Here is a 14,648-nt window from a genome sequence, read left to right on the forward strand (position 1 = left end):
GCTTTTCCCTGATTGCGGGCGCGCATCGGCTGCCCGACATTGCGCACGTGCCCACGCTGCTGCATACAACTTTTCCACGCGTGTGGGCCGTTCGAGTCGGCAGGTCCTGCAAGACCCCGCCCGCACCAGGCGACTGCCCGGCGCGCTTCTTCCCCGTACGAGACAAGGAATCCACGTGACCGAGAAAACCACCGCGCCGGCGCCGCGTCGCCGCTTCCTGAAGAAGGCCGCCGTCAGCGCCGGCGCCGCTGGAGCGCTTGCCGCGCCGATGGTCTCGCGCGCGCAGACCACGAGCCTGCGCTTCCAGAGCACCTGGCCGTCGAAGGACATCTTCCACGAGTACGCGCAGGACTTCGCCAAGAAGGTCAACGACATGGCCGGCGGCCGGCTCAAGATCGAGGTGCTGCCTGCCGGCGCGGTCGTCCCGGCGTTCCAGCTGCTCGAGGCCGTCGCCAAGGGCACGCTCGACGGCGGTCACGGCGTTGTCGCCTATCACTACGGCAAGAACTCGGCGCTTGCGCTCTGGGGCTCGGGCCCGGGTTTCGGCATGGACGCCAACATGCTGCTCGCCTGGCACAACTACGGCGGCGGCAAGGCGCTGCTCGAGGAAATCTACAAGAGCATCAACATCGACGTGGTGTCGTACCTGTACGGCCCGATGCCGACTCAGCCGTTCGGCTGGTTCAAGAAGCCGGTCGCGAACGCCAGCGATCTGAAGGGCGTCAAGTTCCGCACGGTGGGTCTCGCGGTCGACATGTACACCGACATGGGCGCGGCGGTGAACCCGCTGCCGGGCGGCGAGATCGTTCCGGCACTGGATCGCGGCCTCATCGACGGCGCCGAGTTCAACAACGCGTCCAGCGACCGCGTGCTCGGCTTTCCCGACGTCGCGAAGAACTGCATGCTGCAGAGCTTCCACCAGTGCAACGAGCAGTTCGAGGTGCTGTTCAACCGCGGCAAGTACAACGCGCTGCCGCAGGAGCTGAAGTCGATCATCGACTACGCCGTGCAGGCCGCGAGCGCCGACATGAGCTGGAAGGCCGTGCATCGCAACTCGCAGGACTATCAAGAGCTCAAGAAGGCCGGCGTCAAGTTCTACAAGACGCCCGATTCGATCCTGCGCGCGCAGCTCGCGTCGTGGGACAAGATCGTGGCCAAGAAGGGCGAGGAGAACCCGCTGTTCAAGCGCGTGATCGATTCGCAGCGCGCGTTCGCCGAGCGTGCCGGCGCCTGGCACAGCGACTACACGGTCGACTACCGCATGGCCTACAACCACTACTTCGCCCGCGGCGGCAAGAAGGCCTGATCGCCCGATTTCCGTCGCCTCGCGCGAACAGCGGGGGCGCCGCGCGGCGCCCCCGTTTTTTTTCGCATCCACTTCTGCCGGAACCGTTCGATGCAGCAACTCCTGCTTACCGTTGATCGATTCTCGACGTGGATCGGCAAGCTCTTCGCCTGGACCGTGGTCCTGCTGACGCTGCTGATCTCCGCCGAGGTGTTCTCCCGCTACGTCCTGAACAAGCCGCATGCGTGGGTGCTCGATGCACAGATCATGCTGTACGGCACCCTCTTCATGTTCGCGGGCGCCTATACGCTCAGCAAGAGCGGACACGTGCGCGGCGACGTGCTGTACGGGTTCTTCCGTCCGCGCACCCAGGCGACGATCGACTTCACGCTCTACATCGTGTTCTTCCTGCCAGGGCTCGTGGCCATGACCTGGGCCGGCTGGCACTACGCCAACGACTCGCTGGCGATGCGCGAGCAGACGTTCAACGCGGACCCGCTGCCGGTCTATCCATTCAAGTTCGTGATTCCGTTCGCCGGCGCCGTGCTGCTGCTGCAGGGGCTGGTCGAGATCGCGCGCTGCGTGCTCTGCCTGCAGCGCGGCGACTGGCCGTCTCGCGACGAGGACGTCGAGGAAGTCGACGTCGACAAGCTCAAGGAGATGGTCCACGCCAAGGACGTCGACGTCGACGCCATCGAGCGCTACGTTCCGCCCGCCCAGCGGCAGGAGGGTGCGTGATGAAGCTGCGCAAGGAACTCTGGTTCGGCTTCATCCTGATGGGCATCATCGTGGCGGGCGCCGTCACGATGATGCTCACGGCGCCCGTGATCACCAACGGCCACATCGGGCTGCTGATGCTCTCGCTGGTGGTGGTCGCGATCATGCTGGGTTTCCCCACGGCGTTCACGCTGATGGGCATGGGAATCCTGTTCGCCTACTTCGCCTACCACTCCGGAGGGCAGACGGCGAGCGGGGCGATGACGCAGACGCTCGACCTGATGGTGCAGCGCGTGTTCTCGGTGATGAGCAGCGACGTGCTGATCGCGATCCCGCTGTTCGTGTTCATGGGCTATCTGGTCGAGCGCGCCAACCTCATCGAGAAGCTGTTCGGGAGCCTGCACCTGGCGCTTGCGCGCGTGCCGGGGTCGCTCGCGGTGGCGACGCTCGTCACCTGCGCGGTGTTCGCCACCGCCACCGGCATCGTCGGCGCGGTCGTCACGCTGATGGGCCTGTTGGCATTGCCGCAGATGCTGCGTGCAGGGTATGACGTGCGGGTGTCCGCCGGCTCCATCACCGCCGGCGGCTGCCTCGGCATCCTGATCCCGCCGTCGGTGCTGCTGATCGTCTATGGCGCGACCGCCGGCGTCTCGGTGGTGCAGCTCTACGCCGGTGCGTTCTTTCCCGGGCTGATGCTCGCCGGGCTCTACATCGTCTACGTGATCATCGTGGCCAAGATCAAGCCCAGCCTCGCGCCGCCGCTCACCGCCGAGCAGCGCCACGTGCCGCTGCCGGCGCCGACCGTCGAAGCGGGCGGCCGCGGCGAGCAGCGCGCCTTGCCGGCGCTCATGCGCGCGATCAAGGGGCGGCGCAACCACAACGTGCCGCTGAGCTACCTGCTGCGCCAGCTCTTGGTCGCGCTGCTGCCGCTGCTGCTGTTCGTGATCGCTGCGCTCATGAGCTACGAGGTCGCGGTCTCCGCGCCGCCGGCGGCCGAAACGGGCGGCCTGCAGCAGATCGGCGAGGAACGCCGCAGCGGCAGCAATGCCGGTGGGCTGCAGGAGCCGTCGGCCACAGATTCGGGAGGTCTCGCCGAGCCGCCGGCCAGCGGCGGTCTCGCGGAGCCGCCATCGGGAGGGCTGGCCGAGCCCCCGGCCGGCGGAGGCCTTGCCGAGCCGCCGTCCGCTAGCGTGGCCGAAACGCCCTCGTCTGGCGGGCTCGCCCAGCCGCCCGGCGCGGCGGGCGCCACGGCACCGAGCGCCGACAACGGCGGCCTCGCCGAGCCTGGCGGCGCTGGCCGGACGAGCGGGATGGGCGACGCTCGGGCGGCCGGCACGGCGCAGGGGCCGGGCACCGGCTACTGGATCGGCCTCGGTGCCGCGACGGCCGCGCTGATCGCGTACTACGCCCTCCTCAGCCTGTCGCGCCTCGAGATCTTCAAGATGCTGCTGGCGTCGTTCTTCCCGCTGCTCATCATGATCCTCGCGGTGCTCGGCTCGATCGTGTTCGGCCTCGCGACGCCGACCGAGGCGGCGGCGGTCGGCGCGTTCGGCGGCTTCCTGCTCGCCGCCGCGTACCGTCAGCTCAACCTCGGGATGATCAAGGAGTCGGTGTTCCTCACCGCCAAGACCTCGGCGATGGTGTGCTGGCTGTTCGTCGGCTCGGCGATCTTCTCAGCCGCGTTCGCGCTGCTCGGCGGGCAGGCGCTCGTCGAGCAGTGGGTGCTCGGCATGAACCTCACGAAGACGCAGTTCCTGGTGCTGAGCCAGGTCATCATCTTCGTGCTCGGCTGGCCGCTCGAGTGGACCGAGATCATCGTCATCTTCATGCCGATCTTCATCCCGCTGCTCGACAAGTTCGGCGTCGATCCGCTGTTCTTCGGGTTGCTGGTCGCGCTGAACCTGCAGACCGCGTTCCTCAGTCCTCCGGTCGCGATGTCGGCGTTCTACCTGAAGGGGGTCGCGCCCAAGCACGTCACGCTGAACCAGATCTTCGCGGGGATGCTGCCGTTCATGGGCATCCAGATCCTTGCGATCGTGCTGCTCTACGCGTTCCCCGGCATCGGTCTCTGGCTGCCGCAGGTGCTCTACAAGTAGCCGCATCGAGCGTGCGCGGCAGGCGGCAGGCGCCGCCTGCCCGTGCAGGTCGCGCAGCCGGCACGGCTGCCCTCGGCACCGATTTGCGCGTGCCAGAATCCGCGCTCGCCTCGGGCCCGGAGCACGTGCCGTGAACCTCGTTTTCCCCCATACGTTCGTGCCGTGGTTCCGTACCGTGGCACCGCACATCCACGCGTACCGCGGCAAGACCTTCGTGGTCGCGATCGCCGGAGAGCTGATCGCCGCCGGCAAGCTCGCCCGCTTCGCCCAGGACCTCGCGATCCTGCAGGCGATGGGCATCAAGCTCGTGCTGGTGCATGGCTTTCGCCCTCAGGTGACCGCGCAGCTCAAGGAAAAGGGTCACGAGTCGCGCTTCAAGAACGGCGTGCGCATCACCGACCCGGTGGCGCTCGACTCGGCCCAGGAGGCCGCCGGCCAGCTGCGCTTCGAGATCGAGGCGGCGTTCTCGCAGGGGCTGCCCAACACACCGATGGCGAACGCGATCGTCCGCGTGGTGTCGGGCAACTTCCTCACCGCGCAGCCGGTCGGCGTGGTCGACGGCATCGACTTCATGCACAGCGGCATCGTGCGCAAGGTCGACTCGGGCGCGATCCGCCGCGCGATCGACATCGGCGCGATGGTGCTGCTGTCGCCGTTCGGCTTCTCGCCGACCGGCGAGGCGTTCAACCTGCAGATGGAGGACGTCGCCACCAGCACGGCGGTCGCGCTGCAGGCCGACAAGCTGCTGTTCGTGACCGAGATCCCGGGCATCCACGAGGTGGTCGACGATCCGTCGACGCCGATCGACACCGAACTCGCGCTGGCCGACGCCGAACGCCTGCTCTCGCTGCTGCCGCGTCCGGAGCGTTCGACCGACCCGGCGTTCTATCTGCAGCACTGCGTGCGCGCCTGCCGGGGTGGCGTCGAGCGCTCGCACATCCTGCCGTTCGCGGTCGACGGATCGCTGCTGATGGAGGTGTTCACGCACGACGGCATCGGAACCATGGTGGTGGACGAGAAGCTCGAGAGCCTGCGCCAGGCGACGCCGGACGACGTGAGCAGCGTGCTGCACCTGATCGAGCCGTTCGAGCGCGACGGCACCCTCGTCAAGCGCGACCGCAACGAGATCGAGCGCGACATCGAGAAGTACACCGTCATCGAGCACGACGGCGTGATATTCGGCTGCGCGGCGCTGTATCCGTATCCCGAGTCGAAAACCGCCGAGATGGCGGCGCTCACGGTATCTCCGCAGGTTCAGGGCCAGGGCGACGGCGAGCGGATATTGAAGCGGATCGAGCAGCTCGCCAAGGCGATGAACCTCGACAGCATATTCGTGCTCACCACCCGCACGATGCACTGGTTCATCAAGCGCGGCTTCGTGCAGGTCGACGCCGACTGGCTGCCGGAGGCGCGCAAGCGCAAATACAACTGGGACCGGCGCTCGCAGGTACTCGTGAAGAAGCTCGGCTGAACGCCGATAATCGGGCGCTTTGGCGGCGATTTGCCGCCGGTCTGGAGAACGAAATGGCTCGAATGGTGCAGTGCGCCCTGCTGAAGAAGGAAGCCGAAGGGCTCGACACGCTGGTTTACCCGGGCGAGCTCGGCAAGCGCATCTACGCGTCGATCAGCAAGGAAGCCTGGCAGATGTGGATGAAGCATCAGACGATGCTGGTCAACGAGAACCGGCTCAACCTCGCCGACCAGCGGGCCCGCCAGTATCTGGCGCGTCAGATGGAGAATTTCCTTTTCGGCGGCGGCGCCGAACAGCCCGCCGGCTATGTGCCGCCGAGCGCGTGATTGGCGGCACGGATCGATTTGCGGGAGTTTGCGCGACGGCGCGGTTTGACTAGAATTGCGCCCCGATCGCACCCACGACTCCAAGGAAACACCGTGACGACTCTCAAGGAATTGCTTGCCCAGAAGGAAGCCCTCGATCGGGAAATCGAACAGACCAAGAAAGAGGAGCGGTCCGCGGCAATCCAGAAAGTCCGCGAACTGATGTCCGAATATGGGCTCACCGACGCCGACCTGAAAGGTCGCGGCACGCCCAAGGCGGCAAGTCGCAGCGGCACCAAGGTCGCCGCCAAGTACCGCAACGCCTCCACCGGCGAGACCTGGAGCGGTCGCGGTCTGCAACCGAAGTGGCTGAAGGCGGCGCTCGCCACCGGCCGCAAGCTGAGCGACTTCGCGGTCTGATCCGCGGCGCGCGTCGAACGGGTGCCGCCGGCCGCGCGGCACCGCGCCGCGCCTCGTGGCCCGTCGAGCCCAGCCGCTCCCGCCGGCGCGCGACCTAGACTTCGGCGGTGATCCCGCCCGGCTTCGTCCACGACCTCCTCGCCCGCGTCGACATCGTCGAAGTGGTCGGCCGCTCGGTCGACCTCAAGAAGGCGGGCGTCAACCATAAGGGCCTGTGCCCGTTCCACGCCGAGAAGTCGCCGAGCTTCACGGTCAGCCCGACGCGCCAGACCTATCACTGCTTCGGCTGCGGCGCGCACGGCAACGCCGTCGGCTTCCTGATGGAGCACGTCGGGCTCGGCTTCATCGATGCGGTGCGCGATCTCGCCCAGCAGGTCGGCATGAGCGTTCCCGAGGACGACGCCAGCCCCGCCGAGCGCGAGGAGGCGCAGGCGCGCAAGAAGCGCCAGGCGACGCTGAGCGAGGTGCTGGCACGCGCCGCCGACAGCTACCGGCGCCACCTGCGCGCCAGCCCGCGTGCCATCGACTACCTCAAGGGGCGCGGCCTTTCGGGCGAGATCGCCGCCCGGTTCGGGCTCGGCTACGCCCCCGAAGGCTGGCGCAGCCTTGCCAGCGTGTTTCCCGAGTACGACGACCCGTTGCTCGAGGAGAGCGGCCTCGTGATCGCGCAGGGCGACGCCGACGATTCCGCCGCGCGCAAGCGCTACGACCGCTTCCGCGACCGGATCATGTTTCCGATCCGCTCGGTGCGCGGCGAGATCATCGGCTTCGGCGGCCGCGTCATCGACCACGGCGAGCCGAAGTACCTCAACTCTCCCGAGACGCCGATCTTCAGCAAGGGTCGCGAGCTGTACGGCCTGCACGAGGCGCGCACGGCGCTCAGGGAGCGCGGCTACGCGCTCGTGGTCGAGGGCTACATGGATGTCGTCGCGCTGGCGCAGGTGGGGTTCGGCAATGCGGTCGCGACGCTCGGCACGGCATGCACCGCCGACCACCTGATCAAGCTGTTCCGCTTCACCGATTCGGTGGTGTTCAGCTTCGACGGCGACGCCGCCGGCCGGCGCGCGGCCGCGCGCGCGCTCGAGGCGAGCCTGCCGCACGCGACCGATACCCGCACCGTGCGCTTTCTCTTCCTTCCGGCCGAGCACGACCCCGACAGCTACGTGCGCGAGCACGGCGCCGCGGCGTTCGAGGAGCAGGTCGCCGGTGCGGTGCCCCTCTCCAAGCAGCTGCTCGAGCAGGCGCGCGACGGCACGACGCTCGACACCCCGGAGGGTCGGGCGCGTTTCGTCGCCAACGCCAAGCCGCTGTGGGCGCTGCTGCCCGCGGGCGTGCTGCGGCGCCAGGTGCTCGCCGAGATCGCGGCGGCCGCTTCGATGCCGCTCGACGAACTCGCCGCCGAGTGGCGCCTGCCGCGCGCGTCGGCGCCTCCCGCGTCGGTCACGAGGCCGGCACCCGCGTGGACCCCGCCGCGCGGCCGCGCGCCGCGTCCGCGCTCTGTGATGCGCCAGCCGCACGACCGCGTGGTGTGGCTGCTGCTTCTCGAGAGCGCCTGGTGGGACCTGCTCGGCGCTGCTGACCGCGACCTGCTGTGCGCACAGCCCGGCTGGCACGGCGAGGCGTTCCGCTTCGTGGATCGCAACCTCGCCGAGCACGGGCCGGAATCGTGGGCGGTGCTGCGCGAGCGCGTCGCCGAGCAGGATTGGGGCGCCGCCGCCCTCGCCCTAGTCGACACCGAGGATCCCTCGATCGAGCCGTTGCTCGACGACCTGCGCAGCTCGATCGGCCAAATCCGGCGCGCGGCGGAAAGCCGGGAGGCGCTGCGTCTCCTGGGCAGGCTCTAGGAGCCTGGGCGGCAGAGAGGCTCCCCGCGTCGGGCCGGCGAGGGGCAGCAGGCGAGGCGCGAGGCTTGTCCAAGCTGCCGCCGGGACAAGCCTCGCAACGCTGCCGTGCCCCTTGCAGACGCAGCCTGCCGGGCCGGGTCGACGGGCGGCGCCGTCCTCCGTTGCCGGCTCGTCGTGTGGCTCGCCACAGCGCCTCGCCGACACGTCGTCCGGCGTCGCGACTCGTCGCGGCGCGGGGCCGCGCTCCGCTACCGCGCTCGCAGGCATGAATCCTGCGCCGCGAGGTATAATCCTCGGCTTTTCGCGGCACGAGTGACGGCAGCACCTCCGGGCCCCGGCCACCTTCCGAACGAAGGTTGCATCCCAAGGCCACCCTTTCCCGCAAGGACTGCATCCAACGGCTGGCGCACGCCAGCTTGTCACGCCGCCGAATGGCCCGACGCTGCGCCACGCGCGGCGCTGCCCTGCCGTTCGTCGCCGACCCGCTGACTTGAATTGCGCCCAACCGCGCGCACCTAGCCGATTGACCCGGCGTGCCCGCACGCCGCCACCGCTCGAGGAATCCGCATGACCGCCAAGAAGACCGCCGCTCCCACGTCCGCCGCCACGACCCCGTCGAAGTCCGGCCCGTCGGCCGCGGCCGCCAAGCCGGTCGACGGCAAGGAGACGAAGGAGACGAAGGCGGCGAGCGCCAAGGCCGAGCCGAAGGCGGCCAAGGCGCCGGCCAAGGCCGCCAAGGCCGAGGCCAAGGCCAAGCCGGCGAAGAAGGGCAAGCCCGTCGAAGAGACGCTGCCGAAGGCCGACCTCGGGGACGTCGACCTGGCCGACATCGAGGGCGACCTTGAAGGCGAGCCGGAGGTCGTCGAGGCGGTGGCCGAAGTCGCCGCCGACGCCAAGGCCGAGCCCAAGGCCAAGCCGCTGCGCATGAAGGTGTCGCGTGCCAAGGAGCGCGCGCTGATGCGCGAGTTCGGGCTCGACGAGACCGCGCTCACCGAAGAGGAAGTCGCCAAGCGCCGTCAGGAGCTCAAGACGCTCATCAAGATGGGCAAGACGCGCGGCTTCCTGACGCACCAGGAGATCAACGATCACCTGCCCGAGAAACTGGTCGACCACGAGATCCTCGAGGCGATCGTCTCGATGCTCAACGACATGGGCATCGCGGTCTACGAGCAGGCGCCCGATGCGGCCACGCTACTGATCGCCGGCGGCGGCGCGACCACCGCGACCGACGAGGAGGCCGAGGAAGCCGCCGAGGCGGCGCTCTCGACCGTCGACTCCGAGTTCGGCCGCACCACCGACCCGGTGCGCATGTACATGCGCGAGATGGGCACGGTGGAGCTGCTCACGCGCGAGGGCGAGATCGAGATCGCCAAGCGCATCGAGGGCGGCCTGCAGGCCATGATGTACGCGATCAGCGCGTCGCCGACGACCATCGCCGAGATCCTGGCCTACGCCGCCAAGATCCGCAGCGGCGAGATGAAGATCTCCGAGGTCGTCGACGGCTTCGTCTCGGAGGATGAAGCCGACGACTACGTGGCGGAGGAAGACGTCGACTTCTTCGACGAGGAAGACGACGACGACGGCCAGGGCGGCAGCAAGGCGCTGACCAAGAAGCTCGAGGAGCTCAAGACCGCCGCGCTCGTCAAGTTCGATTCGCTCGAAGCGAACTTCGACAAGATGCGCAAGGCCTTCGAGAAGGAAGGCTACGACTCGGCCGCCTACGCGCGCGCCCAGCAGGCGATCTCGTCCGAGCTGCGCACCATCCGCTTCACCGTCAAGACGATCGAGAAGCTGTGCGGCATCCTGCGTTCGCAGGTCGACGACGTGCGCCGCTACGAGCGCGAGCTGCGCAAGATCCTGGTCGACAAGTGCGGCATGCCGCAGGAGCACTTCATCAAGCACTTTCCGCCGAACGCGCTGAACCTGAAATGGGCCGAGAAGGAAGCGTCGTCCGGGAAGGGCTACAGCGCGGTCCTGTCGCGCAACCTGCCGGCGGTGCAGGAGCTGCAGAAGAAGCTCTGCGACCAGCAGGTCAAGGCCGTCGTACCGCTCGATGACCTCAAGAAGATCAACAAGCGCATGAACGAGGGCGAGAAGGCCTCGCGCGACGCCAAGAAGGAAATGATCGAGGCGAACCTGCGCCTCGTGATCTCGATCGCCAAGAAGTACACCAATCGCGGCCTGCAGTTCCTCGACCTGATCCAGGAAGGCAACATCGGCCTCATGAAGGCGGTCGACAAGTTCGAATACCGCCGCGGCTACAAGTTCTCGACCTACGCGACGTGGTGGATCCGGCAGGCCATCACCCGCTCGATTGCCGACCAGGCGCGGACCATCCGCATCCCGGTCCACATGATCGAGACGATCAACAAGATGAACCGCCTGTCGCGCCAGCACCTGCAGGAGTTCGGCTTCGAGCCGGACGCGCCGACGCTCGCCGAGAAGATGGAGATCCCCGAGGACAAGATCCGCAAGATCATGAAGATCGCCAAGGAGCCGATCTCCATGGAGACGCCGATCGGCGACGACGACGACTCGCATCTGGGCGACTTCATCGAGGACACCAACAACACTGCGCCGATCGAGGCCGCCATGCAGGCCGGCCTGCGCGACGTGGTCAAGGACATCCTCGATTCGCTGACGCCTCGCGAGGCCAAGGTGCTGCGGATGCGCTTCGGCATCGAGATGTCGACCGACCACACGCTCGAGGAAGTCGGCAAGCAGTTCGACGTGACGCGCGAGCGGATCCGCCAGATCGAGGCCAAGGCGATCCGCAAGCTCAAGCACCCGAGCCGCTCGGACAAGCTGCGCACGTACCTCGACACGCTGTAAGGCAGACGGCGCCGGATGGCGCCGTCTGCGTTGGTGGGGTTTGCGGGCACGCCGATTGCGACATCCGTCACGGGCGGCGCGATAAACTCGACCGCAATGCCTTCCTCACGCGCACTGAGATGACCCGGGTGTTCGAGTGCAGCGTCCTGTTCGCCGACCTGCGCGGCAGCACGGCGATGTACGAGACGCTCGGCAACACCGACGCCACCGCGGTGGTCACCCAGAGCGTCGCGCTGCTCGGCCGCATCGTGCGGGTCCACGGCGGCCACGTCGTGAAGACCCTCGGCGACGGTCTGATGGCGACCTTCCCCACCGCGTCGGCCGGCGTCGCGGCGGCCGACGACATGCACGACTCGCTGGCCCGCATCGGCGCGACCGGAGAAAGCGGCAGTACCGACCCGGATTGGCGCACGGTGCCGCTCAAGCTCCAGGTCGCGCTTGCCCACGGCGAGGTCGTCGAGATGTCGGGCGACGTCTTCGGCGACGCCGTCAACGTCGCGGCGCGCCTGCTCGACCATGCCGGCGACAACGAAACGCTCGCGACCGCGGGCGTCGTCGCCGGGCTCGAGGAATGGGAGCGCGCGCGCTTTCGCAGCCTCGACCGCATGCAGCTGCGCGGCCGCGTCGAGCCGGTGCACGTCCACCGCCTCGAGGCGGCACGCCGTTTCGGCGACAGCGCGGCGACCGCCTTCGGCGACATCCCGCCGAGCGCACCCGAGCCCGAGGCGATCCGCCTGGTCTGGCTTGACCTCAACCGCATCTTCGCGGGCACCGCGCTGCCGGTGGTGCTCGGCCGCAGCCCGCAGGCGACCTACATCATCGACGACGACCGCGTGTCGCGTTCGCACGCGCGCATCGACTGGCACGGCGGCACGTTCCAGCTCACCGACCTCAGCTACAACGGCACCTACGTGCGCTTCGACAACGACCCCGAGATGATCAGCCTCAGGCGCGGCACCTGCACCCTGCACGGCAGCGGCGTGATCGGGCTCGGCACCCCGCCGTCCGACTTCGCCAGCCCGAGCGTGCGCTTCGAGGTGCTCAAGTTCGCCGACACGCAGCCGCAGCCGTCATTCGAGTTCGGCGTCAAGTGACGGCCCGATGAGCGGGTCGAGCGAGCCGGCGTTCCGGCACGGCAGCGCAGCGCGCACGGCCATCGTCCTCTGTAACCTCGGCACTCCCGACGAGCCGACACCGGCCGCGGTGCGGCGCTACCTGGCCGAGTTCCTGAGCGACCGACGGGTCGTCGAGATCCCGCGCCTGGCGTGGTGGCCGATCCTGCACGGGATCGTGCTGCGCGTGCGCCCCAAGCGCTCGGCCGCCAAGTACCGGACGATCTGGACGCCCGAGGGATCGCCGCTCAAGGTGTGGACCGAGAAGCAGGCGACGCTGCTCGGCGGCTACCTCGGCGAGCGCGGTCACCCAGTGACCGTGCGCCCCGCGATGCGCTACGGCAGTCCGTCGATTCCCCGCGTGCTCGACGAGCTGAAGGCGCTCGGGGCGACGCGCATCCTGGTGCTGCCGCTCTACCCGCAGTATTCGGGCACCACCACGGCGAGCGTCGTCGATGCGGTCGCTGCGTGGACGCGCGACGTGCGCGCGCTTCCCGAGCTGCGCTTCGTCAACCGCTACCACGACGATGCCGGCTACATCGGCGCCCTCGCAGCGCGCGTCGCCGAGCACTGGCGCAGCGCCGGGCGCGGCGAGAAGCTGGTGCTCAGCTTCCACGGCGTCCCCAGGCGCACCCTGCTGCGCGGCGACCCCTACCACTGCGAGTGCCACAAGACCGCGCGCCTGCTCGGCGAGCGGCTCGAGCTCGGCGCCGACGAGCTGGTCGTCACCTTCCAGAGCCGCTTCGGGCGCGCCGAGTGGCTGCAGCCGTACACCGAGCCGACCCTCGTCGAGCTGGCGCGACGCGGCGTGCGCCGTGTCGACGTGATGTGCCCGGGCTTCACGAGCGACTGCCTCGAGACCCTCGAGGAGATCAACCAGGAAGTGCGCGCGGCGTTCCTCGGCGCCGGCGGCAGCGAGTTCCACTACATCGACTGTCTCAACGACCGGCACCCGTGGATCGCGGCGCTCGCCGACGTCGCGATCGCCCACCTCGGCGGCTGGCCGACCGCGGTTCCGGCGGCCGCGGAACTGGCGCGCTCGCGAGAGCGCGCGCTCGCGCTCGGCGCCGCCGACTAGGTTTCGGGGCCGGCCTTCGGCACGTCGAGCGGCGCCGCCGCGCGCCCTCTTCCACGCGCGACGCGTATCAGGCGCGGCAGCAGCACGACCGCTGCGATGATCACCAGCAGCACGAGCGAGCCGGGGCGCTGCACGAACACGCCCCAATGGCCTTCGCCGATCGAGAGCGCGTTGCGCATCTGCGCCTCGGCGAGCGGGCCGAGGATCATGCCGACCACCACCGGCGCGGTCGGAAAGTCGAAGCGGCGCATCAGCACGCCCAGGAGGCCGATGCCGTAGAGCAGCACCAGGTCGAACGCCGACTGGCGCATGCCGTACACCCCGACGGTCGCGAAGATCAGGATGCCGGCATAGAGCTGGGGCTTGGGGATCTTCAGCAGCTTGACCCACATGCCGACCAGCGGCAGGTTCAGCACCAGCAGCATCACGTTGCCGATGTAGAGCGACGCGATCAGCGCCCACACCAAGGCGGCGTTGGTGTCGAACAGCTGCGGACCGGGCTGGATGCCGTAGTTCTGGAATGCGCCGAGCAGGATCGCGGTGGTGTTGGAGGTCGGGATGCCCAGTGTCAGCAGCGGGATCAGCGTGGCGGTGATCGCCGCGTTGTTGGCGGCCTCGGGCCCGGCGACACCCTCGATCGCGCCCTTGGTGCCGAACTCCTCCGGGTGCTTGGAGAGCTTCTTTTCGGCGGCGTAGCTGAGAAAGGTGGGGATCTCGCTGCCGCCCGCCGGAATGGTGCCGAACGGGAACCCGATCGCGGTCGCGCGCAGCCATGCCGGCCACGAGCGGCGCCACTCGAGTGCGGTCATGTGGACCTTGCTCAGCGGGTTCTGCGTCTCGACCGTGCGCCCCTCGTAGAGCACCATGTAGAGCGCCTCGCCGACCGCGAACAGGCCCACCGCGATGAGCACCACCTCGATGCCGTCCATAAGCTCCGGAACGCCCCCGGTGTAGCGCGGCTGACCCGAGATCTGGTCGAGCCCGATCAGGCCGAAGAACAGGCCGATCGCGAGCGCGACCATCCCGCGCAGCGTGCTCTGTCCGAGCACCGCGCTCACCGTGGTGAAGGCGAGCACCATCAGCAGGAAGTACTCGGGCGGGCCGAGGCGGATCGCGAAGGCGGCGACCACCGGGGCGAACAGCGTGACGAGGATGGTGGCGATGGTGCCGGCGACGAACGAGCCGATCGCGGCGGTGGCGAGCGCGGCGCCGGCGCGCCCGCTCTTGGCCATCTTGTTGCCCTCCATCGCGGTAACCAGCGAACCCGACTCGCCGGGCGTGTTGAGCAGGATCGACGTGGTCGAGCCGCCGTACATCGCGCCGTAGTAGATGCCCGCGAAGAAGATCATCGACGCCGTCGGGTCGACCTTCGCGGTGATGGGCAGCAGCATCGCCACCGCGGTGGCCGGGCCGATGCCGGGCAGCACGCCCACTGCCGTGCCGAGCGTGCAGCCGAGCAGCGCCCACATCAGGTTGATCGGCGTACCG

Annotated in this window: 11 protein-coding genes; 10 read left to right on the plus strand and 1 reads right to left on the minus strand. The window is 68.7% G+C overall.

The features are described 5' to 3' along the window. The first annotated feature begins 175 nt into the window (after positions 1 to 175). From HQN59_RS21320 to hemH, 10 genes are all read left to right on the plus strand, one after another. Positions 176 to 1,306: a TRAP transporter substrate-binding protein DctP gene (locus tag HQN59_RS21320; protein ID WP_176071139.1), complete on the plus strand. Its 1,131-nt coding sequence runs from the start codon at positions 176 to 178 to the stop codon at positions 1,304 to 1,306. 90 nt (positions 1,307 to 1,396) lie between these two features. Further along, on the plus strand, positions 1,397 to 2,023 hold the full coding sequence (locus tag HQN59_RS21325) for a TRAP transporter small permease subunit (protein WP_176071140.1): 627 nt from the start codon (positions 1,397 to 1,399) through the stop codon (positions 2,021 to 2,023). Further along, a complete protein-coding gene (locus HQN59_RS21330) occupies positions 2,023 to 4,098 on the plus strand; it encodes a TRAP transporter large permease (RefSeq protein ID WP_176071141.1) in 2,076 nt (691 codons plus the stop codon). Before HQN59_RS21325 ends, HQN59_RS21330 begins: the two co-directional genes overlap by 1 nt. A gap of 130 nt (positions 4,099 to 4,228) precedes the next feature. Continuing rightward, on the plus strand, positions 4,229 to 5,569 hold the full coding sequence (gene argA, locus HQN59_RS21335) for an amino-acid N-acetyltransferase (RefSeq protein WP_176071142.1): 1,341 nt from the start codon (positions 4,229 to 4,231) through the stop codon (positions 5,567 to 5,569). A 53-nt stretch (positions 5,570 to 5,622) separates the two neighbouring features. Beyond that, positions 5,623 to 5,895 carry an oxidative damage protection protein gene (locus HQN59_RS21340; RefSeq protein WP_176071143.1) on the plus strand — a complete coding sequence of 91 codons (273 nt, stop codon included), beginning with the start codon at positions 5,623 to 5,625 and terminating at the stop codon, positions 5,893 to 5,895. Positions 5,896 to 5,988: 93 nt separating this feature from the next. Beyond that, positions 5,989 to 6,294 (plus strand): H-NS family nucleoid-associated regulatory protein, encoded by a 306-nt coding sequence (locus HQN59_RS21345; RefSeq protein ID WP_176071144.1) that lies wholly within the window; start codon positions 5,989 to 5,991, stop codon positions 6,292 to 6,294. A gap of 107 nt (positions 6,295 to 6,401) precedes the next feature. Next, positions 6,402 to 8,138 (plus strand): DNA primase, encoded by a 1,737-nt coding sequence (gene dnaG / locus HQN59_RS21350; protein ID WP_176071145.1) that lies wholly within the window; start codon positions 6,402 to 6,404, stop codon positions 8,136 to 8,138. A 567-nt stretch (positions 8,139 to 8,705) separates the two neighbouring features. Next, positions 8,706 to 10,970 (plus strand): RNA polymerase sigma factor RpoD, encoded by a 2,265-nt coding sequence (rpoD, locus tag HQN59_RS21355; protein WP_176071146.1) that lies wholly within the window; start codon positions 8,706 to 8,708, stop codon positions 10,968 to 10,970. Positions 10,971 to 11,089: 119 nt separating this feature from the next. Then, on the plus strand, positions 11,090 to 12,064 hold the full coding sequence (locus HQN59_RS21360; RefSeq protein ID WP_176071147.1) for an adenylate/guanylate cyclase domain-containing protein: 975 nt from the start codon (positions 11,090 to 11,092) through the stop codon (positions 12,062 to 12,064). A gap of 7 nt (positions 12,065 to 12,071) precedes the next feature. Further along, positions 12,072 to 13,160 carry a ferrochelatase gene (hemH, locus tag HQN59_RS21365; protein ID WP_176071148.1) on the plus strand — a complete coding sequence of 363 codons (1,089 nt, stop codon included), beginning with the start codon at positions 12,072 to 12,074 and terminating at the stop codon, positions 13,158 to 13,160. On the opposite strand, the gene HQN59_RS21370 is transcribed toward hemH, so the two are convergent. After that, positions 13,157 to 14,629, minus strand: a complete 1,473-nt coding sequence (locus tag HQN59_RS21370) for a tripartite tricarboxylate transporter permease (protein WP_176071222.1) — start codon at positions 14,627 to 14,629, stop codon at positions 13,157 to 13,159. The two genes, hemH and HQN59_RS21370, sit on opposite strands and share 4 nt — an antisense overlap. Between the last annotated feature and the right edge of the window lie 19 nt (positions 14,630 to 14,648).

The organism is Rhizobacter koreensis, assembly GCF_013366375.1.
GTDB lineage: Bacteria > Pseudomonadota > Gammaproteobacteria > Burkholderiales > Burkholderiaceae_C > Schlegelella_A > Schlegelella_A koreensis.

Excerpts from the sequence above, each read along its gene's own strand:
- HQN59_RS21330 (WP_176071141.1), top strand. The coding sequence starts at position 2,023 with ATGAAGCTGCGCAAGGAACTCTGGTTCGGCTTCATCCTGATGGGCATC.
- HQN59_RS21370 (WP_176071222.1), bottom strand. The coding sequence starts at position 14,629 with ATGTGGGCGCTGCTCGGCTGCACGCTCGGCACGGCAGTGGGCGTGCTG.
- rpoD (WP_176071146.1), top strand. The coding sequence starts at position 8,706 with ATGACCGCCAAGAAGACCGCCGCTCCCACGTCCGCCGCCACGACCCCG.
- HQN59_RS21340 (WP_176071143.1), top strand. The coding sequence starts at position 5,623 with ATGGCTCGAATGGTGCAGTGCGCCCTGCTGAAGAAGGAAGCCGAAGGG.
- HQN59_RS21325 (WP_176071140.1), top strand. The coding sequence starts at position 1,397 with ATGCAGCAACTCCTGCTTACCGTTGATCGATTCTCGACGTGGATCGGC.
- hemH (WP_176071148.1), top strand. The coding sequence starts at position 12,072 with ATGAGCGGGTCGAGCGAGCCGGCGTTCCGGCACGGCAGCGCAGCGCGC.
- HQN59_RS21360 (WP_176071147.1), top strand. The coding sequence starts at position 11,090 with ATGACCCGGGTGTTCGAGTGCAGCGTCCTGTTCGCCGACCTGCGCGGC.